The sequence below is a fragment of the Streptomyces sp. NPDC005898 genome (assembly GCF_040629635.1).
Classification (GTDB): domain Bacteria; phylum Actinomycetota; class Actinomycetes; order Streptomycetales; family Streptomycetaceae; genus Streptomyces.
In genome coordinates this window covers 28969-53830 of record NZ_JBEXWC010000029.1, presented here as the reverse complement: position 1 = coordinate 53830, position 24862 = coordinate 28969, and the positions used below count along the sequence as shown (strand labels likewise).

The 24862-nt window shown below is 71.4% G+C and carries 19 protein-coding genes; 12 read left to right on the top strand and 7 right to left on the bottom strand.

Translation table 11 applies throughout. The annotated features are described in order from the left end of the window. Window positions 1-107 precede the first annotated feature (107 nt). Window positions 108-1331: a cytochrome P450 gene (locus tag ABZ385_RS29185; protein WP_358580295.1), complete on the top strand. Its 1224-nt coding sequence runs from the start codon at window positions 108-110 to the stop codon at window positions 1329-1331. Between the two features lie 42 nt (window positions 1332-1373). Next, a complete protein-coding gene (locus ABZ385_RS29180; protein ID WP_358580293.1) occupies window positions 1374-2582 on the top strand; it encodes a cytochrome P450 in 1209 nt (402 codons plus the stop codon). A 48-nt stretch (window positions 2583-2630) separates the two neighbouring features. Here ABZ385_RS29180 and ABZ385_RS29175 read toward each other — a convergent pair whose 3' ends face one another. After that, window positions 2631-3791, bottom strand: coding sequence for a magnesium and cobalt transport protein CorA (locus ABZ385_RS29175; RefSeq protein ID WP_358913803.1), 1161 nt, complete (start codon window positions 3789-3791; stop codon window positions 2631-2633). A gap of 208 nt (window positions 3792-3999) precedes the next feature. Between ABZ385_RS29175 and ABZ385_RS29170 the strand changes: the two genes are divergently transcribed. The 6 genes from ABZ385_RS29170 to ABZ385_RS29145 all read left to right on the top strand — a co-directional run bounded on the left by ABZ385_RS29170 (window position 4000) and on the right by ABZ385_RS29145 (window position 13688). After that, a complete protein-coding gene (locus ABZ385_RS29170) occupies window positions 4000-5268 on the top strand; it encodes a winged helix DNA-binding domain-containing protein (RefSeq protein WP_358913802.1) in 1269 nt (422 codons plus the stop codon). Window positions 5269-5478: 210 nt separating this feature from the next. Further along, window positions 5479-7020 carry an AMP-binding protein gene (locus ABZ385_RS29165; RefSeq protein ID WP_358580286.1) on the top strand — a complete coding sequence of 514 codons (1542 nt, stop codon included), beginning with the start codon at window positions 5479-5481 and terminating at the stop codon, window positions 7018-7020. Between the two features lie 402 nt (window positions 7021-7422). Continuing rightward, complete coding sequence (locus tag ABZ385_RS29160) at window positions 7423-7650, top strand: type A2 lantipeptide (protein WP_358580284.1); 228 nt, start codon at window positions 7423-7425, stop codon at window positions 7648-7650. Between the two features lie 92 nt (window positions 7651-7742). Further along, on the top strand, window positions 7743-8549 hold the full coding sequence (locus tag ABZ385_RS29155; protein ID WP_358580282.1) for an HlyD family efflux transporter periplasmic adaptor subunit: 807 nt from the start codon (window positions 7743-7745) through the stop codon (window positions 8547-8549). Next, window positions 8546-10831, top strand: a complete 2286-nt coding sequence (locus tag ABZ385_RS29150; RefSeq protein ID WP_358913801.1) for an NHLP family bacteriocin export ABC transporter peptidase/permease/ATPase subunit — start codon at window positions 8546-8548, stop codon at window positions 10829-10831. Before ABZ385_RS29155 ends, ABZ385_RS29150 begins: the two co-directional genes overlap by 4 nt. A gap of 1 nt (window position 10832) precedes the next feature. Then, a complete protein-coding gene (locus ABZ385_RS29145) occupies window positions 10833-13688 on the top strand; it encodes an NHLP bacteriocin export ABC transporter permease/ATPase subunit (protein WP_358913800.1) in 2856 nt (951 codons plus the stop codon). Between the two features lie 45 nt (window positions 13689-13733). Here ABZ385_RS29145 and ABZ385_RS29140 read toward each other — a convergent pair whose 3' ends face one another. Continuing rightward, window positions 13734-14753: a DUF5954 family protein gene (locus ABZ385_RS29140; RefSeq protein WP_358913799.1), complete on the bottom strand. Its 1020-nt coding sequence runs from the start codon at window positions 14751-14753 to the stop codon at window positions 13734-13736. A 167-nt stretch (window positions 14754-14920) separates the two neighbouring features. Between ABZ385_RS29140 and ABZ385_RS29135 the strand changes: the two genes are divergently transcribed. Further along, window positions 14921-16558 (top strand): AMP-binding protein, encoded by a 1638-nt coding sequence (locus tag ABZ385_RS29135; RefSeq protein ID WP_358913798.1) that lies wholly within the window; start codon window positions 14921-14923, stop codon window positions 16556-16558. 9 nt (window positions 16559-16567) lie between these two features. Here ABZ385_RS29135 and ABZ385_RS29130 read toward each other — a convergent pair whose 3' ends face one another. Together ABZ385_RS29130 and ABZ385_RS29125 are read right to left on the bottom strand one after the other, a co-directional pair. Next, window positions 16568-17113, bottom strand: a complete 546-nt coding sequence (locus tag ABZ385_RS29130) for a GNAT family N-acetyltransferase (RefSeq protein WP_358913797.1) — start codon at window positions 17111-17113, stop codon at window positions 16568-16570. A gap of 106 nt (window positions 17114-17219) precedes the next feature. Continuing rightward, complete coding sequence (locus ABZ385_RS29125; RefSeq protein WP_358913796.1) at window positions 17220-17849, bottom strand: alpha-ketoglutarate-dependent dioxygenase AlkB; 630 nt, start codon at window positions 17847-17849, stop codon at window positions 17220-17222. A 272-nt stretch (window positions 17850-18121) separates the two neighbouring features. Between ABZ385_RS29125 and gcl the strand changes: the two genes are divergently transcribed. After that, window positions 18122-19909: a glyoxylate carboligase gene (gcl, locus tag ABZ385_RS29120; RefSeq protein WP_358580265.1), complete on the top strand. Its 1788-nt coding sequence runs from the start codon at window positions 18122-18124 to the stop codon at window positions 19907-19909. 622 nt (window positions 19910-20531) lie between these two features. Here the strand turns inward: gcl and ABZ385_RS29115 are convergent. The 3 genes from ABZ385_RS29115 to ABZ385_RS29105 all read right to left on the bottom strand — a co-directional run bounded on the left by ABZ385_RS29115 (window position 20532) and on the right by ABZ385_RS29105 (window position 23968). Further along, window positions 20532-21989, bottom strand: coding sequence for a catalase (locus ABZ385_RS29115; protein ID WP_358580263.1), 1458 nt, complete (start codon window positions 21987-21989; stop codon window positions 20532-20534). Between the two features lie 174 nt (window positions 21990-22163). After that, window positions 22164-23054, bottom strand: coding sequence for a 2-hydroxy-3-oxopropionate reductase (locus tag ABZ385_RS29110; protein WP_358696665.1), 891 nt, complete (start codon window positions 23052-23054; stop codon window positions 22164-22166). An 86-nt stretch (window positions 23055-23140) separates the two neighbouring features. Then, complete coding sequence (locus ABZ385_RS29105; RefSeq protein ID WP_358696664.1) at window positions 23141-23968, bottom strand: TIM barrel protein; 828 nt, start codon at window positions 23966-23968, stop codon at window positions 23141-23143. 125 nt (window positions 23969-24093) lie between these two features. Here ABZ385_RS29105 and ABZ385_RS29100 point away from each other — a divergent pair, with 125 nt between their 5' ends. Together ABZ385_RS29100 and ABZ385_RS29095 are read left to right on the top strand one after the other, a co-directional pair. Beyond that, window positions 24094-24390, top strand: a complete 297-nt coding sequence (locus ABZ385_RS29100; protein WP_358580257.1) for a hypothetical protein — start codon at window positions 24094-24096, stop codon at window positions 24388-24390. Then, window positions 24387-24764: a helix-turn-helix domain-containing protein gene (locus ABZ385_RS29095; protein ID WP_358696662.1), complete on the top strand. Its 378-nt coding sequence runs from the start codon at window positions 24387-24389 to the stop codon at window positions 24762-24764. The genes ABZ385_RS29100 and ABZ385_RS29095 overlap by 4 nt, the downstream gene beginning before the upstream one ends. Window positions 24765-24862: the final 98 nt, after the last annotated feature.

Sequence of the window (24862 nt, the reverse complement as noted above, 5' to 3'; positions counted from 1 at the left end):
CCGAACGGGACCACCTCCCCCCGCGCGCTGGACCTCTCGACCAGCACAACCCTTTTTCCACCGCTACACACATGCTGACGCCTGCGCGCTCGGCAGAGGAGTTCACCATGAGCACGGTGCCGCACCGCGAGCCCCTGATCTTCAATCCGTTCACGCCGGAATTCATGGCCGACCCCTACCCGCACTACGCGGAGCTGCGCCGAGAGGTCCCGGTGCACGAACACCCCGGCGGCTTCTGGATGCTGTCGCGCTACGCGGACGTGGACGCGCTGCTGCGCTCCGGTCTCTCCGTCGAGCAGCGCCACGTCGCCCCCGGCCCCTTCCGCGACGCGTACACGAACGCGGGCGTCACGGACGAGCCGCGCCTGAAGGGCCTCGCTCTGCTCGACCGGGACGCGCCGGACCACACCCGGCTGCGCAAGCTGGTCTCCAAGGCGTTCACGCCGCGCGCCATCTACGCCATGGAGCCGCAGATCAAGGCCCTGGTCGACGAGGCGCTCGACGGCATCGCCGCGGCCGGCGGCGGTGACCTGGTCGAAGCGCTCGCGTTCCCGCTGCCGTTCACCGTGATATCCCGGATGCTCGGGATGCCGCCCACCGACACGAAGCGCATGCGGTACCTCACCAACGTATTGATGCGCTCCGTCGAACCGACCACGGACCCCGAGATCATGAGGGCCGTCGAGTCGGCCGACGCCGAGCTGTTCGACCTGGTCGGCGAGGCCGTCGCCTGGAAGCGCGACAACCCCGGCGACGACCTGCTCAGCCAGCTCATCGCGGTCGAGGACGACGGTGACGTGCTCAGCCACGACGAACTCGTCGCCCAGGTCACCATGCTCTACGTCGCGGGCCACGAGACCACCGTGAACCTCATCTCCGGCGGCACGCTGGCCCTGCTGCGCAACCCCGATCAGCTCGAACTGCTGCGCGCCAAGCCGGAGCTGATCGAGAACGCCGTCGAGGAGATGCTGCGGTACGACGCCCCGGTGCACAACAGCCGCCGGATCAACCTGGAGCCGTACCACGTCGGCGGGTTCGAGATCCCGCCGGGCTCGTTCATCCTCGCCAACCTGGCCGGCGCCAACCGCGACGAGGAGTTCTTCGGAGCTGACGCGGAGGAGCTGCGCCTGGACCGCGAGAACGCCCGCAAACAGCTCTCCCTCGGCGCCGGCATCCACCACTGCCTCGGCGCTGCGCTGGCCCGCATCGAGGGCCGGGTGGCGATCGGCGGCCTGGTGGAGCGCTTCCCCGGCCTGGCCCTGAACGGCGAGGTCGAGTGGAACGGCCTGCTCAGCCTGCGCGGGGCGGCCCGGATGCCGATCAGTGTGTGAGCGAGCAGACCACAGGTGCGTACCCGAAAGGAATCAGTGACCATGACCAGCGTCGACCCCGGCACCGTATGCCGGGTGAAGGACCTCCCGGTGGCCGAGCGGCGTGACGACGCCTGGCGGATCCTCGCCGAGAAGGGAGAGGTCGCGCCCATGGCGGACGGCCTCGCGGTGACCGGCCTCGCCGGCGTCAAGGAGATGCTCAGGGAGCCGAACCGGTTCTCGGCCAAGATGGTGTTCGACGGTGTGGAGAGCGGCTTCCCGCTCGTCCCGCTGGGCTATGACCCGCCCGAGCAGACCCGCTACCGCCGCATCCTGCAGCCGTTCTTCAGCCCGCGCCGCATCCGGCCGCTGGAGGATTCGCTGCGGGCCCAGGCCGTCGACCTCATCGAGGGCGTCAAGGCCCGCGGTGGCTGCGAGTTCGTCGCGGACGTCGCCGACCCCTTCCCGGCACAGGCGCTGCTGACCCTGCTGGGTCTGCCCCTGGAGGAGCGCGAGCGGTTCATCGCCTGCAAAACGGCGGCCCTCGCGCTCACCGCCGACGCCGCGGGGGAGGTGCCCCTCACCGACGAGGAGCGGGTGACGGCGACGGAGCGGACCGTGGCCACGGCCGGTTACCTGATGGAGCTGATCCAGACCCGCCGCGCGCGGCCCGGTGACGACATCCTCAGCGAGATCCTCGCCATTGACGGCGACGACCGGCTGTCCGACGCGGAGGCCATGGGTCTGTGCGTGATGCTCATCATGGCCGGTCTGGAGACCGTCACCGACGCGCTGAGCATGGCCATGGAGCGCCTGGCCACCGCTCCCGAGCGGCGCAAGGAACTGGTCGCCGACCCCTCCCTCGTGCCGGCGGCGGTGGAGGAACTGCTGCGCCTGGACCCGCCCGCGCCGTTCCTGCCCCGCGTCACCACCGAGGACGTCGAGGTGGCGGGCTGCCCGGTGCCGGCCGGGACCCTGGTCAACGCCCACCTGACGACGGCCAACCGGGACGAGGCGACCTGGCCGAACCCCCACGACCTCGACTTCCACCGCCCGGAGAACGTGCACACCGCGTTCGGCGTCGGCGTGCACCGCTGTCTGGGCGCGCATCTGGCGCGGCTGGAGATGCAGATCCTCTTCGAGGAGTGGCACTGCCGGATCCCGGAGTACGCGATCGCCGAGGGCACCGAGCACCGGGCCAGGCTGGTGCGCGCGAACATCGGCCTCGAGTCGCTGTACCTGCACTTCCCGGGGACAGGCAGCGGCTCCTGAGCCGTTCCTGGCGCGGCGAAGTCGATCAGTGTCCGGAGGGTGTGCTCGTCACAGCCAGTCGCGCCGCTTGAAGATCACGTACAGGCTCGTGCACACCACCGCCATCAGCAGCACCGCGAACGGGTAGCCGGCGGCCCAGTGGAGCTCCGGCATGTGGTCGAAGTTCATGCCGTAGATGGTGCCGACCAGTGTCGGGGCGAAGAGGATGGCCGCCCACGAGGAGATCTTCTTGATCTCCTCGTTCTGTTCGAAGCCTGCCTCCGCCAGTGCTCGCATCTCCGCGTTCTGTTGCTGTGTCACCAGCGTCGCGTTGACCGTGAGGATGTCCGTCAGGGCCTGGCGGAAGCCGTCGACGCGTTCGCTGGTGTGGGTGACGTGGTCGGCCACGTCACGCAGGTAGCGCTGGAGTTCCTCGTCCGTGCCGTACTTCGCGAAGCCCGCCATCAAGGCGTGCAGCATGCCCACCAGGGGGCGGGTGGCGCGTTGGAACTCCACCATTTCGCGGGAGAGTTCGTAGATGCGGCGGGAGACCTCGGGGTCGCCGCTGAAGACCTCCGTCTCGATCTCGTCGATGTCGTTCTGGACGCCCGCGACGACCGGGGCGTAGCCGTCCACCACCGCGTCGAGGATCGCGTACAGGACCGCTTCTGGGCCCAGCTTGAGCAGGTCCGGGCTCTCCTCCATGCGGCGGCGGACCCCGGACAGGTCGGGGGCCGCGGCGTGCCGGACCGTGATGACGAAGTCGGGGCCCACGAAGACGTGCAGCTCGCCGAAGTCGACCTCCTCGGGGGCGTCCAGATAGCGGGCGGCGCGCAGGACGACGAAGAGTGTCTCCCCGTACCGTTCCAGCTTCGGGCGCTGGTGCGCCTCCAACGCGTCCTCGACGGCCAGCTCATGGAGGTCGAACTCCGCTGCCAGGGACAGGAGTTCCGCCTCCGTCGGGCGGGCCAGGCCGATCCACGCCATGCCGTCCCGCTGCTCGCGCAGCTCCCGGAACGTGTCCGCGAGGGAGGACGGCGTCGCCACGCGGACCCCGTCCCGGTACAGCGCCGCCTGGACGACGCTGCCCGTCGCCTCCCGTGCCGCCGCGGGACGCGCGGGCGGGGCCGGGCGGGTCTCCTCGGCCGGCGGGGCCGCCGGGGGGCGCGTTCCGCGTCGCCACGTGTGCTTGCGCGCGGGCGATGCCGGACGGACTCGGCGCTCCGCCATGCTGGCCGCCTCCAGGTCGGTTGTCGTGGGTGGGCGTCGGGTGTCGGGTGTCGAACGTACGTCTAGATGGCCACTGAGCAGGATATACGTGGCCGATGGGGCGGGCTCCTGGTGGCGGCCAGGCCCGGGGCGGCTGGCCCGGAGCGCGTCGCCATCGGTCCGCGCATTGCGGACCGCACGTGTCCGCAAGCCCCACTAGCGTGACCGTATGGCCAAGACGAACAGGGCTCCTTCGGGAACCGCCCCCGTGCTGGGGCCCCGCGCGCTCAATCGCGCCACGCTCGACCGGCAGCTCCTCCTGCGCCGTTCCCGGGACCTGTCCGTCGAGGAGGCCGTCGCCCATCTCGTCGGGCTCCAGGCGCAGAACGTCAAACCGCCCTACTACGCCCTCGCCGCGCGTCTGGCGGACTTCGACCCCGCCGAACTCTCCGCGCTCCTCGACGCGCGTGAACTGGTCCGCATGGTCACGATGCGCTCTACCATCCATCTCCATACCGCCGCCGACGCCCGCGTGCTGCGGCCCTTCGTCCAGGACGCGCTCGCACGCGAGCTGAGCGTCTTCCGCGCCGGTCTCGCCGGCGTAGATCTGCGGGAACTCGCAGGCGTCGCCCGCGAAGCCGTCGAGACGGAGCCCCGCACGATGAAGCAGCTCCGCGAGGCACTGTCGGCCCGGTGGCCCGACGCCGACCCGCAGTCGCTCGCCATCGCCGCGCGCTGTGCGCTGCCGCTCGTCCAGGTGACCCCGCGTGGACTGTGGCGCCGCAGCGGACAGGTGGCGCTCACCACGCTTGAGCACTGGCTCGGGGAGGAGCAGGGGGATCGCGGCATGGCAAGCACGGGCGGGGACGGTGGGGCGCGGGGCGGGCGTGACGGCTGGGGCGCGGTCGGGGCGCCGCCCGCCGCCCCCTCCGACGCCGGCACCCCCTGCGATACCGCCGCCCCCTCCGAAACTGCCTCCCTCGTCGTCCTGCGCTATCTCGCCGCCTTCGGACCCGCCTCCGTCAAGGACATGCAGACCTGGGCGCGGCTCACCCGGATGAGGGAAGTCTTCGAGCGGTTGCGGCCCCAGCTGCGGACGTTCCGCGACGAGCACGGCGTCGAACTGTTCGACCTGCCCGATGCGCCGCGGCCCGACGCGGACACCCCGGCTCCGCCGCGCTTCCTTCCCGAGTACGACAACCTCCTCCTCTCGCACGCCGACCGCACCCGCGTCGTCCCCGCCGCCTACAAGGGGCGTACCTGGAAGGGGAACTCCGCCCACTGCGTCTTCCTCCTCGACGGGTTCCTCGCCGGGGTCTGGCGGCTGGCGGAGGACCCCAGGGGCGGCGGCGAGGCCGTGCTGACCATCGAGCCGTTCGGGGAGCCGGGGCGCGCCGAGCGCGAGGAACTGACCCGGGAGGCCGAGCGGATGCTGCTCCGCATCGCCGAGACAGCCTCCTCCTACGACATCCGCTTCGGCACCGTCATCGACACCTGAGCCGACGCCCCCGTAGCACCCCGTCCTCGTAGCACCCCGTCCTCGTAGAACGCCGCCTCCGTAGACGGCCGTCCCCGTAGAACGCCGCCTCCGTAGACGGCCGCCCCCGCAGAACCCGTCTGCGCAGAACCGCCCAGGGGTAGTGGGACCCGCATCGCGGACTACACGATGCTACGTAGCCGAAGTGGTCCCGGATATCAGGAGAGAGCAATGCGGACACCGATGACCGTCACGGACTTCCTCGACCGGGCGGAGCTGGGCTTCGCCGCCAGCCCCGGCGTGATCGACGAGCCGGATCAACCCGCCCCGGTGGTGCCGGACTCGACGTACGGGCGTCTGGGGGAACGGGTCCGGGCCTGGCAGGCGGGGTTCGACGCGCTGGGCGTCGGGGAGGGCGAACGGGTCGCGGTGGTCAGCCACAACTCCGCGCGGCTCCTGGAGCTGCTGTTCGCCGTGCCGATGAGCGGACGGATCTGCGTGCCCGTCAACTTCCGGCTCAAGCCGGAGGAGGTCGAGTACGTGGTCCAACAGAGCGGCGCCTCCGTCCTGCTCGTCGACCCGGAGCTGGACGACGCCCTCTCGGGCGTCAAGGCGCGCCACCGCTTCGTGCTCGGCGAGGAGACCGAGACCGGGCTGATGCGCTTCGGCGTGGAGCCGCGGCCCTGGTCGAACCCCGACGAGGACGCCACCGCGACGATCAACTACACCTCGGGAACCACCGCCCGGCCCAAGGGCGTGCAGCTCACCCACCGCAACATCTGGGTCAACGGGCTCACCTTCGGCCTGCACACCCGGGTGTGGGAGCGCGACGTTTACATGCACACGCTGCCGATGTTCCACTGCAACGGCTGGGGCATGCCGTTCGTGATGGCCGGGCTCGGCGTGAAGCAGGTGGTGCTGCGCAAGGTGGACGGCGCGGAGATCCTGCGCCGGGTGGAGGAGCACGGGGTCACACTCATGTGCGGTGCGCCCGCCGTGTGGAACGCGGTCCTGGACGCGGCGGTGACCTGGCGCGGCGCGGTGCCCGGCCGCGACCGGGTGCGGATCGTGTGCGCCGGCGCCCCGCCGCCGAGCAGGACCATCCAGCGCGTGGAGGCGGAACTGGGCTGGGAGTTCACCCAGATCTACGGGCTCACCGAGACGTCCCCGCTGCTCACCTTCAACCGCACCTCGCCCGCGGACGCGGCGCTGCCCGCCGAGGAGCGGGCCCGCAAGCTCTCCCGCGCCGGGCTGCCCGCGCTCGGTGTCAAGCTCCGGCTCTCCGAGGAGGGAGAGGTGCTCGCCCGCTCCAACGTCGTGCTCGAAAGCTACTGGGACAAGCCGCGGGAGACCGCGGCGGCGCTCAGGGACGGCTGGTTCCACACCGGTGACGGCGGGACGTTCGACGAGACCGACGGCCATCTGACGATCTCGGACCGGAAGAAGGACGTCATCATCACCGGCGGCGAGAACGTCTCGTCGATCGAGGTGGAGGACACGATCTTCCGTCACCCGGCGGTCGCCGAGGTCGCCGTCATCGGGGTGCCGCACGAGAAGTGGGGCGAGACGATCAAGGCCCTGGTGGTCCTCGCGGAGGGGGCGACGGCCACCGAGTCGGACATCATCGCCCACTGCAAGCAGCGGATGGCCGGCTACAAGGCGCCCACCTCCGTCGAGTTCCGCGACGCCATCCCGCGCACGGCCACGGGCAAGGTCCAGAAGTTCAAGCTGCGGCAGCCGTACTGGGAGGGCCGGGACCGCGAGGTGAACTGACGCCCCGCGCCACGGCCGGAACCGGCGCCTTCAATAAACCTGCACATCGAATGCGCAGTCCGGTCACGCAATTCGGCATCCGGCACCGGGTGACTCCCCGGGAATTCCCGTACAGGGGCCATAGAGCGTGTCTCTCGCCATGAAAGTGTCCGATTTGTTGACGGGAGTCCACCGGTGTCCCCGATTTCCTTCTGTGAATCTTGTGAAGGAGCTGCCGCCACACGGTGAAACCCCCTGCACGCAGCGGTGATGCGACGCCGTGCCCCTCACCGAGAGGCGCTTCACCGATTGGATGTGCGAGCTGCGAACGTGCTTTGATCCTGGCCCACGCGGAATTGGCAGGTCAGGTTCCGCTGTGCTGGAAACACCTTTGCGACATTGATGAGAAGGGCAGCTCACGCCATGAACAACACCCCCCAGGTCGAGACCCTCGAAATTTCCGACGCCGACCTCGACAACGTCTCCGGCGGCCTCGTCGGCCAGGTCGTGGGCAACGTCACCGGCACCGTCGACTCCATCGCCCCGGTCTCCGGCGTCGTCTCCGGTGTCCTCGGCACCGTCGACAACGTCACCGGCGTGAACACCGGCGCCGTCACGGGTCTGGCCTCCGGCCTGACCGCCGGTCTCTGAGCCTTCGCTCACCGAGACACCGTGATCCCCGAGCCCCGGAGCCACTGGCTCCGGGGCTCGGGGACGCCCCGGGCAAGCAAGGGAAACGCTCCGTGCAGTTCCGTCAACAGGCCCTGTCCAAGCTGCAGTCGCCCGAGGAACTCGACCTTCCGGTGCGCTACGCCCGCCCCCAGGGCCTGCTCGTCCTCGCCGTCACCCTCGTCGCCATGGCCGCCGCGAGCATCTGGGCCGTGACCGGCTCGGTGGCCTCCACACTCCGTGCGCCCGGCATCCTCACGCACGGCCAGGGCAGCTACGTCCTGCAGAGCCCCGTCACCGGGCAGGTGACCCGCGTCCTGGCCAAGGAGGGCGAACGCCTGGCCGCCGGCGCCCCCGTGCTCGAAGTCCGCACGGAGCGGGGCGACAGGACCGTGCGCGCCATCGCCGCAGGACGCCTGACCGGCCTGGTCGCCAGAATCGGCACCGTGGTCACCACCGGCGCCGACGTCGCCACCGTCGAGCGCGTCTCCGGCGCCGACGACCCGCTCCTCGCCCTGCTCTACGTACCCGCCGACAGCGCGGCCACCATCCCCGTCGGCGCCGACGTCGACCTCACGGTCCAGTCCGTGCCCACCGACACCTACGGGACGCTGCGCGGCCGCGTGCGGGCCGTCGGACGCGCCGCCCAGACCCGCCAGAAGATCGCCGGCTTCCTCGGCGACAAGGAACTCGCCGGGCGGTTCACGAAGGACGGGCCACCCGTGGCCGTCCTCGTACGGCTCGAACCCTCTCCCGGCACCCGGTCCGGCTACGCGTGGTCGACCGCCGGGGGCCCGCCCTTCGCGCTCGACTCCATGACCCCGGCCACCGGCGCCGTCCACCTCGCCGAGCAGCGCCCGATCGATTGGCTGCTTCCGTGACCGCACCGCACCCCGCCCCGACCCCCCAGCGGCGGCTGCCGCCCCCCGGCGGCCGCCGCAGGCACCGCCCCGAACCCCCGCGGCGCGGCCGCCGGCGCGCGGCACGGCCCCCCGCGCGACGGGGCGGGCGGCCCAAGACCGTGCGGACACCCACCGTCCTGCAGATGGAGGCCGTGGAGTGCGGCGCCGCCGCCCTCGCCATGGTCCTCGCCCACCACGGGCGGTACGTGCCCCTGGAAGAGCTGCGCATCGCGTGCGGCGTCTCCCGCGACGGCTCGCGGGCCAGCAACGTCCTGAAGGCAGCGCGCGGTTACGGCCTCACGGCCAAGGGCATGCAGATGGAGCCCGCCGCGCTCGCCGAGGTGAAGGCCCCCGCGATCCTGTTCTGGGAGTTCAACCACTACGTCGTCTACGACGGCACGGGGCGCCGCCTCGGCCGCCGGGGCGTGTACGTCAACGACCCCGGCAAGGGCCGCCGCTTCGTGCCCGCCGAGGACTTCGACACCAGCTTCACCGGCGTCGTCCTCGTCCTGGAACCGGGCGAGGACTTCCGCCCCGGTGGCCGCAGGCCCGGCGTCCTCAAGGCCCTCCCCGCCCGGCTGCGCGGCACGACGGGCACCATGCTCGCGGCCCTCCTGGCCAGCCTGCTGCTCGTCGCGGTCGGCGCCGCGCTGCCCGCGCTCAGCCGCACGTACATCGACCTGTTCCTGATGGGCCATCAAACCTCCGTGCTGGGAGCGCTGTTCGCCTCCATGGGGGTGATGGTGGCGCTCACGGCGCTGCTGACCTGGCTGCAACAGGCCAACCTGCTGCGCGGCCGCATCATCTCCTCCACCCTCGGCAGCGCCCGCTTCCTGCGCCACCTGCTGCGCCTGCCCGTCACCTTCTACGCCCAGCGCAGCCCCGCCGACCTCGTGCAGCGCCTCGCCTCCAACGACGCCGTCGCCGAGACCCTGGCCCGCGACCTCACGGCCGCCGGGGTCGACGGCGTCGTCGTCCTGCTCTACGCGGCCCTGCTGTGGACCTACGATCCGCAGCTCACCCTCGTCGGCGTCGGCATCGCCCTGCTGAACGTCGTGGCGATGCGCGTCGTCGTCCGGCTGCGCGCCACCGGCACCCAGAAACTGCGCGCCGACAGCGCCAAACTCACCAACACCGCCTACACCGGCCTGCAGTTGATCGAGACGCTGAAGGCGACCGGCGGCGAGAGCGGCTACTTCCGCCGCTGGGCCGGGCAGCACGCCACCACCCTGGAGGAGCAGCAGCGCCTCGGCGTGCCGAGCGCCTGGCTCGGCGTCGTCGCGCCGGCGCTCGCGACCCTCAACAGCGCGCTGATCCTGTGGCTCGGCGGCCTGCGCGCCGTCGAGGGGCATCTGTCGATCGGACTGCTCGTCGCCTTCCAGGCCCTGGTCACCCGCTTCACCGCGCCGATCACCCGCCTCAACGGCGTCGCGGGCCGCGTCCAGGACTTCGCCGCCGACGTCGCCCGCCTCAAGGACGTCGAGAACTTCCCCGTCGACCCCCTCTACACGCGCCCCGCACCGGCGGCCGACACCCGCCGCCTCAAGGGCCACGTCACCCTGGAGAACATCACCTTCGGCTACAGCCCCCTCGACAAACCGCTCCTGACCGGCTTCTCCCTCACGGTCGGGCCGGGGCAGCAGGTCGCGCTCGTCGGCGGCTCCGGCAGCGGCAAGTCGACCGTTTCCCGGCTGATATCGGGGCTCTACACCCCCTGGGAGGGCACCATCCGCATCGACGGACAGCGCCTGGAGGACATCCCGCGCGGCGCGCTCACCGCGTCCGTGTCCTTCGTCGACCAGGACGTGTTCCTCTTCGAGGGCACGATCCGCGACAACGTGGCCCTGTGGGACCCCTCCCTCCCGGACGCCGAGGTCGTCGCCGCCCTGCAGGACGCCTGCCTGTACGAGGTCGTGGCCCGCAGGCCCGGCGGCATCCACGGCCGGGTCGAGCAGGACGGCCGCAACTTCTCCGGCGGGCAGCGCCAGCGCCTGGAGATCGCGCGGGCCCTGGTCCGCCGCCCCAGCGTCCTCGTGCTCGACGAGGTGACCAGCGCCCTGGACGCCGGGACCGAGCAGCTCATCATCGACAACCTGCGCCGCCGCGGCTGCGCCTGCGTGGTCATCGCCCACCGCCTGAGCACCGTGCGCGACAGCGACGAGATCGTCGTACTCGACCACGGCCAGGTCGTGGAGCGCGGCCGGCACGAACACCTCGTCGCCGCCGGCGGCCCCTACGCCGATTTGGTCAAGGAGCACTGAGGTGACGCAGGCCCCACAACACGTCCACCCCGGCGACGGCGTCGCCGCCGCCTTCGGCGCGCTCGGCACGCCCGTCGACTGCGCGGACCTGCGCAGCGTGGGCCTCGAGGGCCCGCAGGTGCTGTGGTTCGTCGTCGCCGGCGCCCTCGACCTGTTCGCCGTCGACGCCGTGCAGCAGGGCCACTGGCACTTCCTCGGCCGCCTGGAGCCGGGCACGCTGCTCCTCGGCCCGGTCGAAGGCCCCCGGCACACCCTCGTCGGACGGCCCCTCCAGGGCTGCGAGCTGCGGCGCGTCCCGCTGCGCGAGCTGTACCGCCCCGAGTACGGCGACACCTGGGCGTACGAGGACGAGCGGTACCCCACGCGGTACGACACCCAGGACGCGGCCCTGAGCCTCCTGGAGCAGGCCTTCGCGCTCGGCGTCGCACGCGGCCACCGGGTCCTCTTCGAGGCGCCGCTGGACGGCCGCACCCTGGGCGACGACGTGGTCACCGACGACGACATCCTCTGGATGCCGGTCGCACCGGGCAGCGTGCGCTACGGCTCCGCCTACAGCGCGGAGGCCGCGGGGGACCTGCTCGTCGACGCCGCCATGTGGCAGCGCATGGTCGACCAGCAGTACCGGCTGCTGTCGACGCTGGACCGCTGGATCGAACGCCTGGAGCGCGCCCACGAGGACCGCACGGCGGCGGGCATCAAGGCCGGCGAGCACGTCCGCGAGGAGGCCGACCGCACCCTGCTCGCCTCCATCGGCCGCCCGGGAAAGGGCGGTTCGCGCCGCTCGGGCACGCGGGGCGGTGACGACACCACGTACGCCGCCTGCCGGCTGGTCGCCGAGGCGGCCGGCGTCACACTGTCCGAAACCGCGCGGGGCGGCCCGGTGAGCGACCGGACCGACCCGGTGGAGCAGATCGCCGTCGCCTCCGGCGTCCGCACCCGTGCCGTCCGGCTCGACGGGCGCTGGTGGCGCGCGTACGCGGGCCCGCTGGTGGGACGCCGGGCCGCGAGCGGGACGCCGGTCGCGCTCCTGTGGCGGCGCGGCGGCTACGAGGCGGTGCACCCGGCGTCCGGACGGCGCACCCGCGTCGACCGGAGCAACGCCGACGAGTTCGAACCCCGGGGCGTGATGTTCTACCGCCCGCTGCCCGAGGGCAGGTTGACGCCGTGGCGGCTGGCCCGCTTCAGCCTGCGCGGCACGGGCGGCGACCTGCGCAACCTCGTCCTCGCCACCTTGGTGACGGTCGCGATCGGCGCGCTGGTGCCGATCGCGACGGGACAGGTGCTCGGCGTGTTCGTGCCGAACGGCGAGAAGAGCCTCATCGTCCAGGTGTCCCTGGCCGTCATGGTCACCAGCGTCGTCTCCGCGGCGTTCATGCTGCTCCAGAACCTCACCGTCCTGCGGATGGAGGGCCGGATGGAGAGCACGCTGCAACCCGCAGTCTGGGACCGGCTGCTGAGACTGCCCACCCGCTTCTTCGCCTCCCGCTCCACCGGCGAGCTGGCGAGCGCGGCGATGGGGGTCAGCGCCATCCGCCGCGTCCTGTCGGGCATCGGCCCCGTCGCGCTCCAGTCGAGCACGATCGGCGCGATGAACCTCGTCCTGCTGCTCTGCTACAGCGTTCCCCTCGCCCTGGCCGCGGTGGTGATGCTGGCCGTCGTCGCCGCCGTGTTCCTCGCCCTCGGCCTGTGGGAGCTGCGCTGGCAACGGCAGCTGGTGGAACTGGGCAACAAACTGAACAACCAGGCGTTCCAGACGCTGCGCGGCCTGCCCAAACTGCGGGTGGCCGGGGCGGAGAGCTTCGCGTACGCGGCATGGGCGGGGGAGTTCGCCCGCAGCCGCGAGCTGCAGCGGCGGGCGGGCCGCGTCAAGAACGTGACGACGGTCCTCAACGCCGTCTACCTCCCGCTGTGCACCCTCGGCATGTTCGTCCTCCTCGCGGGCCCGGCCCGCGGCAGCCTCACGGCGGGTCAGTTCCTCACCTTCAGCACCGCCGTGACGATGCTGCTCACGTCCGTCACCCAGCTGACCGGCGCGCTGATCTCGGCGGCCGCCGTGCTCCCCATGTTCGAACAGATCAAGCCGGTCCTCGACGAGACCCCGGAGGTGCGCTCGGGGAGCACCCGGCCGGGCGAGCTGCGGGGGGAGATCGAGGCCCGCGCCCTGTCCTTCCGCTACACCGACGACGGCCCACTCGTCCTGGACGACGTCTCGCTCGCGATCCGCCCCGGCGAGTTCGTGGCCGTCGTCGGCCCGAGCGGCTGCGGCAAGTCGACCCTGCTGCGCCTGCTGATCGGCTTCGACCAGCCGGTCTCGGGCAGCGTGCTCTACGACGGCCAGGACCTGGCGGCCCTCGACGCCTCGGCCGTACGCCGTCAGTGCGGCGTGGTCCTGCAGAACGCCCAGCCGCTCAGCGGCTCGATCCTGGACTGCATCTGCGGCGCCGAGACGTTCACGCAGGAGGAGGCGTGGGAGGCGGCCGCGATGGCGGGCCTCGCCGAGGACATCAAGCGGATGCCGATGGGCCTGCACACCATGATCTCCGGCGGCGGCGCGGTCTCCGGCGGCCAGCGTCAACGGCTGATGATCGCCCAGGCCCTGATCCGCCGGCCGCGCGTCCTCTTCCTCGACGAGGCGACCAGCGCCCTGGACAACGAGACGCAACGCACGGTCATCGACAGCACCCGCGCCCTGAACGCCACGCGCGTCGTGATCGCCCACCGCCTGTCCACCGTCATGGACGCCGACCGCGTCGTCGTCATGGAGGAGGGGCGGATCGTGGAACAGGGGCCGCCGGGACAGCTGCTGGCGGACGCCGGCGGGCGGCTGCGTGCGCTGGTGCGGCGCCAGCTGAGCTGACCGGCGCTCCCGGCGGGCCGGCCACCTCTTGGGTCTGCGCCGAGGTCAGTCGCCGGGGTGGATCGTTCCGTCCTCGTCCATGGTGGGGTGGATCTGCATGGGGCCGAACGAGTCCTGGTCCGAGGGGCGGGGCGGTTCCGGGCCGTCGGGGCCGACGCGGACCAGCCGCTCGGTGCGGCAGATCCGATACAGCTTGTCGGCCACGCGCACCTCGTTGGCACGCCCGAGCGCCTTGAACTCCTCGGCCGCCCGCGCGTGCTCCGCCGTCTCCTCGGGGCTGAACCGGTAGAGCATCGGCCAGGCGTCGGTCATCGAGTCGTACAGCAGCCGACGGGCGTCGTGCGGGGTGGGCATGAGGGACGACACCGGCTTCCACCCCTTCGTGCCGCGCTCGGACACGCCGAAGCCGACCGGCATGAGGAGGATGTCGGGGTGGCTGGCGATGGCCCGCACGGAGTCCGCGCGCACGTCGACGGGGAAACGCGCGCCCGTGTACGCGAACTCCCGCAGCCCCAGTTTGAGGGCGCTCGTCATCAGGCCGGAGGTGTCCTCGGCGGGGTCGAGGACGAAGCCGAGGTCCGCGGAGGGCGGATCGTGCCGCCCGCACCACTTCCGCTCGACCGGTTCGGGGTCCGTCGGCCGGGGCGGCTCCAGGCCGTCGGCGCCGCTGCGGGCGAACTCGTCGCCCCGCACCACGCGGTAGCGGGCGCCGCGTACCTCCACCTCGTTCACCGGCTCGCGTTCCAGGATCGCGACCGCCGCCAGCAGATCACGGCGTACGGCGGGGTCGTCGGTGTCGTCCTTGGCCTTGAACCACAGCATCGAGTTGAGCGCGTCCCGGGCCTGCTGGGGCATCCCGTCCACGACGGGCGCCACCACCCGCCACTGCGGGCCGACGGCGGGATCCTGCACGGCCAGACCGAAGACGGGCCCGCGGACGGCGAGTTGCGGATAGCGATACGACGCGTCGACGGCATCGGCCTCGGTCACCAGCTCGGCGGGATCGTCGCGCCGCACCAGACCGGCGTGCACCTGGTCCAGTTGTCGCTTCCAGTCATCAGTCATGCGCACATTGTGCTGGCTGGTGGTGAGGGGGCGGGGCGGAACGGGCCAAGTCGGGGAAAAACCTGGCACCGGTGGCTCGCGGGCGGTAGAGGGGTGCGGGGTTGCCGTCCTGACCTCGCTCTGCGCGGGGGTAGGCGCCCAAGGATCTTCGGGGCATCCTTGACGGCATGTCGCAGACACCGGGTGGATCACCGCAGGGGGCCGAGCCGTCGTACGCCCACGGCACCAGTACGACCCCGCTCCTCGGTGACACCATCGGGCGCAACCTCGACCGGGCCGTCGCCGCCTGGCCCGAACGCGACGCCCTGGTGGACGTGCCGGCGGGCACCCGATGGACGTACGCCGAGTTCGGCGCCGCCGTCGAGCGGCTGGCCCGCGGCTTCATGGCGGCCGGGGTTGCCAAGGGGGACCGCGTCGGGATCTGGGCGGTGAACTGCGCCGAGTGGGTGCTCGTGCAGTACGCCACCGCCCGCATCGGCGCGATCATGGTGAACATCAACCCCGCGTACCGCGCGCACGAGCTGGAGTTCGTGCTGAGGCAGGCCGGGATCTCCGTCCTGGTCGCCTCCCTGTCCCACAAGAGCAGCGACTACCGCGCGCTCGTCGACGAGGTGCGGCCCCGCTGCCCACAGCTGCGCGCCGTGCACTACATCGGGCACGCGTCGTGGGACGCGCTGACCGACGCCGCGTCGTCCGTCACGGTGGACGAACTGCGGGCGCATGAGGGCGAGTTGAGCTGCGACGACCCCGTGAACATCCAGTACACCTCGGGCACCACCGGCTTCCCCAAGGGGGCCACGCTCTCCCACCACAACATCCTCAACAACGGCTACTGGGTGGGCCGCACGGTCGGCTACACCGAGCAGGACCGCGTCTGCCTGCCCGTGCCCTTCTACCACTGCTTCGGCATGGTCATGGGGAACCTCGCCATCACCTCGCACGGCGCCTGCGTCGTCATCCCCGCGCCGTCCTTCGACCCCGTCGCCACCCTGCACGCCGTCGAGCGGGAGCGGTGCACCTCGCTGTACGGCGTGCCGACGATGTTCATCGCGGAGCTGAACCTCCCCGACTTCGCGACGTACGACCTCTCCTCGCTGCGCACCGGGATCATGGCGGGCTCGCCCTGCCCGGTCGAGGTGATGAAGCGGGTGGTCGCCGAGATGCACATGGCGGAGGTCTCCATCTGCTACGGCATGACGGAGACCTCGCCCGTCTCCACCCAGACGCGCCGCGACGACGACCTGGAGCGCAGGACCGGCACGGTGGGCCGGGTCCTGCCGCACGTCGAGGTGAAGGTGGTCGACCCGGCCACCGGCGTGACCCTGCCGCGCGGCACCTCGGGGGAACTGCGCACCCGCGGCTACAGCGTGATGCTCGGCTACTGGGACGAACCCGAGCGGACCGCCGAGGTCCTCGACACCGGGCGCTGGATGCACACCGGCGACCTGGCCGTCATGCGGGAGGACGGCTACGTCCAGATCGTCGGCCGCATCAAGGACATGATCATCAGGGGCGGCGAGAACATCTACCCCCGGGAGATCGAGGAGTTCCTGTACGGCCACCCGAAGATCGCCGACGTACAGGTGGTGGGCGTGCCCGACGAGCGGTACGGCGAGGTGCCGCTCGCCTGCGTGATCCTGCGCGGGCCCGACGAGACGCTGACGCTCGATGAGCTGCGGGCCTACTGCGAGGGGCGGCTGGCCCACTACAAGGTGCCGTCCGCGCTGCGGATCCTGGAGTCCTTCCCCATGACGGTCTCGGGCAAGGTGCGCAAGGTCGAGCTCAGGGAGCGGTACGGGCGGTAGGCCGGGCCCTCACGCCGGGCGGGGCGCCAGGGGGCGGCACATGCACAGGCGGGGCCACCGGTCGAGGCCCAGCCGCGCCTCGTGCGCGCGGATCTCCTCCAGGGCCGGGGGAAGCGCGGCGTCCGGCAGCGGGCGAAAGCCGATGCGGGCGTAGTACGGGGCGTTCCACGGGACGTCCGCGAACGTCGTCAGGGTGAGCGCCGTCCCGCCCCGCGCGCCCGCCCGGTCCGCGAGGTGCTCGATCAGGGCGCGGCCGAGCCCACGGCGGGCGGCGCGGGGATGCACGGTGACCTGCTCGATGTGCTCGGCGTACGCGACGGGCGGGCCGGGCGCGTACATGACGGGCTCGCTGAGCAGATAGGCGAGGGGCACGTCGTCCTCGTCGGCGGCGACCCACGCCCGCCCCGCCCGGCGAAAACGCTCCAGCTGCTCCTCGGCGGGCGGCTCGTCGTCCGCGACGGCGTCCATGCCGAGGGCCCGGAAGGCCTCTCCGGCGGCCCGCTCGATGTCCTGGAGCACGGGGAGTTCGGCGGCGGTGGCGGGGCGGATCGGCATGGGGCGAGTATGCCCCGGCCACCACCGGTCGTGCCGCCGCCGTTCCCCGGGGACCGTATGCCGGTGATCCAGAGGTCTCCGTAAAGCGTGCGACGGGCGGGGGCGGTCAGCGCACTCCGCGCGGGCGGAACTGGACGCTGATGCGGCCCCCGGTGGCCCGGGCCGACTTGGGGACGGCGTGTTCCCAGGTCCGCTGGCACGAGCCGCCCATCACGATCAGGTCGCCGTGCCCGAGCGGATGGCGGACCGTCCGGCCGCCGCCGCGCGGGCGCAGCAGCAGGTCGCGGGGCGCGCCCACGGAGAGGATGGCGACCATCGTGTTCTCGCGGGCGCCCCGGCCGACGCGGTCGCCGTGCCAGGCCACGCTGTCGCGCCCGTCGCGGTAGTGGCACAGGCCGGCCGTCGTGAACTCCTCGCCGAGTTCGTCGGCGTAGTACGCGTTCAGGGCCCGGCGCGCCTCCTCCAGTACGGGGTGGGGCAGCGGTTCGCCGGCGCGGTAGAAGGCGAGCAGGCGCGGTACGTCCACGACCCGCTCGTACATCTGCCGGCGTTCGGCCTGCCAGGGGACGTCCCTGGCCAGGTGTTCGAACAGGGCGTCGGCGCCGGTGAGCCAGCCCGGCAGCAGGTCGATCCACGCGCCGTCGCCGAGGACCGTCCTGCGGATACCGGCGAGGGAGCGCAGGCGCGGGTCCTCGCCCTGATCGAAGAGCGACCCCTGGAGCTGGTTCCGTGCCATGGGCCCAGCGTACCGCCCATTCGAACATCAGTGCCAATAGTGGGCCGGGGTCGGGGCGCGGCCCGGCGTGCCGCCCGCTCCCGCGTCGTCCGGCCGGATCACGGATGTCCCTTGACGGTCTCCGACGCGCCCGCTTACATTGCTTCCATATAGCAGAACATTCTTTCCACGATGCGGAAAAAGTGCTCACCGCGGGGCGCGACGGGAGCCGGATCCGCCCGCCGTATCCGGCAGCCGAAAAGCTGTCGTAGCTGTCGAAGCAGGAGAACCCCATGGCTCGTATGACCGCTGCCCGCGCGGCAGTTGAGATCCTCAAGCGCGAGGGCGTCGTCAACGCGTTCGGTGTGCCGGGCGCCGCGATCAACCCCTTCTACAAGGCGCTCAAGGAGGGCGGTGGCATCGACCACACCCTCGCGCGGCACGTCGAGGGCGCCTCGCACATGGCCGAGGGCTACACCCGGACCAACCCGGGCAACATCGGCGTCTGCATCGGCACCTCGGGCCCGGCCGGCACCGACATGATCACCGGCCTGTACTCCGCGATCGGCGACTCCATCCCGATCCTGTGCATCACCGGCCAGGCGCCCACGCACCTCCTGCACAAGGAGGACTTCCAGGCGGTCGACATCGCGACGATCGCCAAGCCGGTCACGAAGATGGCCGTCACCGTCCTGGAGGCCGCGCAGGTCCCCGGCATCTTCCAGCAGGCCTTCCACCTGATGCGCTCCGGCCGTCCCGGCCCGGTCCTCATCGACCTGCCCATCGACGTCCAGCAGACCGAGATCGAGTTCGACCCGGACACCTACGAGCCGCTGCCGGTCTACAAGCCGGCCGCGACCCGCGCCCAGATCGAGAAGGCCATCGGCTTCCTCCTGGAGTCCGAGCGGCCGCTGATCGTCGCGGGCGGCGGCATCATCAACGCCGACGCCTCCGACCTCCTCGTCGAGTTCGCCGAGATCACCAACACGCCGGTCGTGCCCACCCTGATGGGCTGGGGCACCATCCCGGACGACCACGAGCTGAACGCCGGCATGGTCGGCCAGCAGACCGGCCACCGCTACGGCAACGCGACGTTCCTGGAGTCGGACTTCGTCCTCGGCATCGGCAACCGCTGGGCCAACCGCCACACCGGCTACAAGCTGGACGTCTACACCCAGGGCCGCAAGTTCGTGCACGTCGACATCGAGCCGACCCAGATCGGCAAGATCTTCGCGCCCGACTACGGCATCGCGTCGGACGCCAGGGCCGCGCTGGAGCTGTTCGTGGAGGTGGCCAAGGAGCTGAAGGCCGCGGGCAAGCTGCCCGACCGCTCGGCGTGGGTCGCCTCCCACCTGGAGCGCAAGTCCACGCTCCAGCGCCGCACGCACTTCGACAACGTGCCGATGAAGCCGCAGCGCGTGTACGAGGAGATGAACAGGGCCTTCGGCCCGGAGACGCGGTACGTGACGACGATCGGCCTCTCGCAGATCGCCGGCGCCCAGATGCTGCACGTCTACCGGCCGCGCCACTGGATCAACTGCGGCCAGGCGGGCCCGCTCGGCTGGACCATCCCGGCCGCGCTCGGCGTCGCCAAGGCCGACCCCCAGTCGCCGGTCGTCGCGCTCTCCGGCGACTACGACTTCCAGTTCATGATCGAGGAGCTGGCGGTCGGCGCGCAGCACCGCATCCCCTACGTCCACGTCCTGGTCAACAACGCCTACCTGGGCCTGATCCGCCAGGCCCAGATCGGCCTGGACATCAACTTCCAGGTCAACCTGGAGTTCGAGAACCAGAACTCCCCGGAGCTGGGCGTCTACGGCGTGGACCACGTCAAGGTCGCCGAGGGCCTCGGCTGCAAGGCGATCCGGGTCACCGAGCCCGACGAGCTGCTGCCGGCCTTCGAGCAGGCCAAGAAGCTCGCGGCCGAACACCGCGTGCCGGTGGTCGTCGAGGCGATCCTGGAGCGCATCACGAACATCTCGATGAGCCCGACCGCGGACATCAGCGCGGTCAAGGAGTTCGAGGAGATCGCGACCGAGCCGGGCCACGCGCCGACGGCGATCCGCCCGCTGAAGGTCTGACACACGGCGGAGCACGGACAGGGGCGGTCCACCCGAGGGGGGTGGACCGCCCCTTTGGCGCGCCCGGCCACGAGAACCGGGACGGGAGATGCTGGAGGTGTCGGCCAGGGGCAACAGCCCGGCCTTGAACGGGCCGGCGCCTCACTCCGGCGCCTCACTCCGGCGTCCTCGGTGGCGAGGGCGTGGCTCCGGTGATCGGCGTGCCGGTCCCGGGGGCCTGCGCGCGCACGCGAAAGAGCGCCGAGTACGGGACCGTCCGTACTCGGCGCTCCGGCCGTGGGATGTGAGGTTGTGCCCGCCCGACGGCGCGCGACTGGCGAAACATGCATACGTGCTGCCGGGCGGAGTCCATGGGCCTCGCGTCGAGGCGTCCCCGTACGGCGCAGGCGCACGGGGGAGTCGGGGCCGCGGCGGATGCGACGGACCGGGGTGTCCCTCTTCTCAGGTCGAGAGGGAAGCCGCCGGACCTTGACCCCCGCACGGGCTCGCAGAGCCGCCGCGGACCGTGCCCGCCCGCGTCACGTACCACCCCTCATCCGGGTCCGTGACGGCGGTGCGGGCTCAGCGCCGGTGAGTCGACCTCCCGTCAACTCACCGGCGCAGCCTGGGAATTCCGGCTCGCTCAGTCCTCGCGCAGGGCGCGGACGGCCTCCTCGACGCGCTTGCCGTAGTCGGCGTCGGCGGCGTGGAAGTGGGCGAGGTTCTTCTCGATGACGTCGTCGCGGGAGACCTGCGAGAGGCCACCGGCGATGTTCGCCACCAGGCGCGACTTCTCGTCCTCGGACATCAGCCGGTACAGCTCACCGGCCTGGAAGAAGTCGTCGTCCTTGGCGTGGGTCGGGGCGGCGTGCGTGCCCGTGTAACCGGCGACGGCGATCGGCGCGGACAGCGGCTGACCGGTCTCGGCGGGCCCGTCGTACGAGTTGGGCTCGTAGTTCTTGCGGTCGCGGCCGTAGGGGTTGGACGCCATCAGGCCGTCGCGGCCGTAGTTGTCGGCCTTGGCCGCCTTGGGGGCGTTCACCGCGAGCTGGGTGTGGTTGACGCCCAGGCGGTAGCGGTGCGCGTCGGCGTAGGCGAACAGCCGGCCCTGGAGCATCTTGTCCGGCGAGGGGCCGATGCCGGGCACGAAGTTGTTCGGGGAGAACGCGGCCTGCTCGACCTCGGCGAAGACGTTGTCCGGGTTGCGGTCGAGGACCAGGCGGCCCACGCGCTGGAGCGGGTAGTCCTTGTGCGGCCACACCTTGGTGAGGTCGAACGGGTTGAAGCGGTAGTCCGCCGCCTCGGACGCGGGCATGATCTGCACGTGCAGCGTCCAGGAGGGGTTCACGCCCCGCTCGATCGCCTGGAGCAGGTCGGTCTGGTGCGAGTTGGCGTCCTTGCCGACCAGCTCGGCGGCCTGCTCGCTGGACAGGGAGCGGACGCCCTGGTTCGTCTTGAAGTGGTACTTGACGAAGAAGGCCTCGCCCTTGGCGTTCGTCCACTGGTAGGTGTGCGAGCCGTAGCCGTTCATGTGGCGGTACGAGGCGGGGATGCCGCGGTCGCCCATCAGCCAGGTGACCTGGTGCGTGGCCTCGGGGGAGTGCGCCCAGAAGTCCCAGACGTTGTCCGGCTCCTGCTTGCCCGTGAAGGGGTCGCGCTTCTGGGAGTGGATGAAGTCGGGGAACTTGATGGGGTCCTTGATGAAGAACACCGGGGTGTTGTTGCCGACGAGGTCGTAGTTGCCCTCTTCGGTGTAGAACTTCACCGCGAAGCCGCGCGGGTCACGGACCGCGTCCGCGCCGCCGAGGTTGTCCGCCACGGTGGAGAAGCGCAGGAACAGCTCGGTGCGCTTGCCGATCTCGCTCAGGAAGTCGGCGTGCGTGAAGCCGGTGACGTCGTCGGTCACCTCGAAGTACCCGTACGCGCCGGAGCCCCGGGCGTGCACGACGCGCTCCGGGATGCGCTCACGGTTGAAGCGGGCCAGCTTCTCCAGGAGGTGCTGGTCCTGGAGCAGGATGGGGCCACCGACGCCGGCGGTGGCGGAGTTCTGGTTGTCGGCGACCGGGGCGCCGGACTCGGTCGTAAGCACGCGCTTCGACATGGTGACCTTCCGTGCTGTGACTGCTGAGGTGCTCGGAGCGTAAGGAGCCCTGAACTGCTACGTCAACAGTTTGTTGAATTTGTGGTCGTGGTTCCGGGCCGCGGCGGCGCCTGGGCGCGACAGGACAGGTGTCAGCGCCGCCGCGGCCCGGAAGTCTCAAAGGAGCCCGGGGGCTTAGAGCTCGGCGCCCGACAGGCGCTCGACTGCGCGCAGCAGGGCGGAGTGGTCGAGGCCGCCGTCGCCCTGCGCGCGCAGCGAGGCGACGAGCTGGGCGACGACCGCGCCGACGGGCAAAGCGGCGCCCACGTTGCGGGCGGCGTCGGTGACGATGCCCATGTCCTTGTGGTGCAGGTCGATCCGGAAGCCGGGCTTGAAGTCCCGGTTCAGGAAGTTGTCCTTCTTGCGGGTCAGCACGGTCGAGCCGGCGAGGCCGCCGTTCAGGACGTCGAGCGCGGCCGTCAGGTCCACGCCGGACTTCTCCAGGAAGACCACGGCCTCGGCGCACGCCTGGATGTTGACGGCGACGATGAGCTGGTTGGCGGCCTTCACGGTCTGACCGGAGCCGTGCGGGCCGCACAGCACGATGGTCTTGCCGAGGGCCTCCAGGAGCGGCTTGGCCTCGTCGAAGTCGGCCTGCTCACCGCCGACCATGATGGACAGGACGGCCTCGATCGCGCCGGCCTCGCCACCGGAGACCGGGGCGTCCAGGACGCGCAGGCCCTTCTCCTTGCCGGCCTTGGCCAGGTCCACGGAGGTCTGCGGCGTGATCGAGGACATGTCGACGATCAGCGCGCCGGACCGCGCGTTCTCCAGGATGCCGTCCGGGCCGTACGCGATGGCCTCGACCTGCGGGGAGGCGGGCACCATCGTGACGATGACGTCGGCGTCCTCGACGGCCTCGGCGATGGACTTCGCGGCGGTGCCGCCGGCGGCCGAGAGCCGGTCCAGCTTGTCCTGCTCCAGCGTGTAGCCGGTGACGGAGTAACCCGCCTTGATCAGGTTCTCGGACATGGGGGAGCCCATGATGCCGAGCCCGATCCACGCGACCTTGGGGAGGTTGCTCATGAGGGTGCCTTTCTGACTGCGGTGTTTCGACGAGGAGGTGACGCGGGGCAACGGGTGGGTGGGAGAGCATCGCCGCGGAGCGGCGCCTAGTCCCGCCCCGACAGCCAGCCGAAGGACTCCTCGCTGGGACGCTCGCCGGCCTTGTACTCCAGGCCGACCCACCCCTCGTAGCCCGCGGCACGAAGCTGGTCGAGCAGGGCCTCCAGCGGCAGCGACCCCGTACCGGGCGCCCCCCGCCCGGGGTTGTCCGCGATCTGCACATGGCCCGTCTTCGCGGCGTACCGCGAGATGACGGCCGGCAGGTCCTCCCCGTTCATGGACAGGTGGTACAGGTCCATGAGGAACTTCGCGTTGCCGAGCCCGGTCGCCGCGTTCACCTTGTCCACCACGTCGACCGCCGCGGGGGCGCTCACGAGGGGGCACTTGGGCGACTCGGGCGCGTTGAGCGCCTCGATGAGCAGGATCGCGCCGACGCGGTCGGCCTCGCGGGCGGCGAGCACCAGGTTCTCCAGGGCGAGTTCGTCCTGGACGGCCGGGTCCACGCCGTCGACGCGGTTGCCGTAGAGCGCGTTGAGCGCCGTGCAGCCGAGCGACTGCGCGAAGTCGGCGGCCACCGCGAGGTTCGCGCGGAACTTCTCGCTCTCCTCGCCGGGGATCGACAGGGCGCCGCGGTCGGGGCCGGGCAGCTGTCCGGCGTAGAAGTTCAGACCCACCAGTTGCACGCCCGCGTCCTCGATCGCCCTTTTCAGGGCGTCGAGCTCGGACTGCTCGGGGGTGGGGGCGTCGACCCAGGGCCACCACAGCTCGACCGCGCCGAAGCCCGCCTTCGCGGCGGCCGCGGGGCGCTCCAGGAGCGGGAGCTCGGTGAAGAGGATCGACAGGTTCACATCGAAGCGCTGGTCGGAGTATCCCATGGGGCTTCCGCGCTCCTTCCGTATTGCGGAAGTTCATTTCTGTCTGGTGGAAGACTGCCTCCGATCTGCGGAAGCTGTCAAGAGGGGACTGCCGAAAAATCGACCGGCGGCAGTAGGTTGGCCGCGTGCGATTGAGAGTGGAGTTCACGACCGAACCCTTCGATCTCGAGGAGGCCCCGCCGCATGCGCTGGTGGCCCGCGAGGTCATCCAGGGGGCCCCGCTGGACGCGGTCGACGTAGGCCCGTTCGGCAACACCGCCGAGGGCGACGCCGACGCGGTCCTGACCGCCGTCGACGCGATGCTGCGCCGCTCCCTGGGGGCGGGCGCCACCCGGGTCTCGCTCCAGGTCAACGTGATCGGCGGACCGGGGGAGCCCGGCCGGCCGGCGGGCCCGGGAGCGTCGGGGGAGGCGGATAAGTGACCGCGTTCGGGGACGACCCCTTCGCCGCCGCGGTCAAGCCGCTGGTGGACGCCATGGGCGGCGAGATGCTGCCGCCGGACCAGGCGGGGACCGATGACGTGGTCCTGGCCTGGGAGGGCGAGGACGTGGTGGCCGTACGGCTGCCCCAGCTCGCCGACTCCCTGGACCACATCCTGCTCGCCCTGGAGCGCAAGCGGGGCAGGCCGCTCGCCGAGCTGGACCGCAAGGCCAAGCAGGAGGTCGTACGGATCCTGGAGGCGCGCGGCGCGTTCGCCGTCCGCCATGGCGTCGAGACGGTGGCGAGCGCCCTAGGCGTGTCGCGTTTTACCGTATACAACTACCTGAACAGGGAAAACGCCGCGAAGGGCGAATAGTCCCCCCGGAACCGGCGGGGTCACACCCGCCGCCTCCTCACGCGGCGCAGCCGAGCCGTCACCCGAATCGCCGGGTGACGGCTTCTTTGTTCAACTTA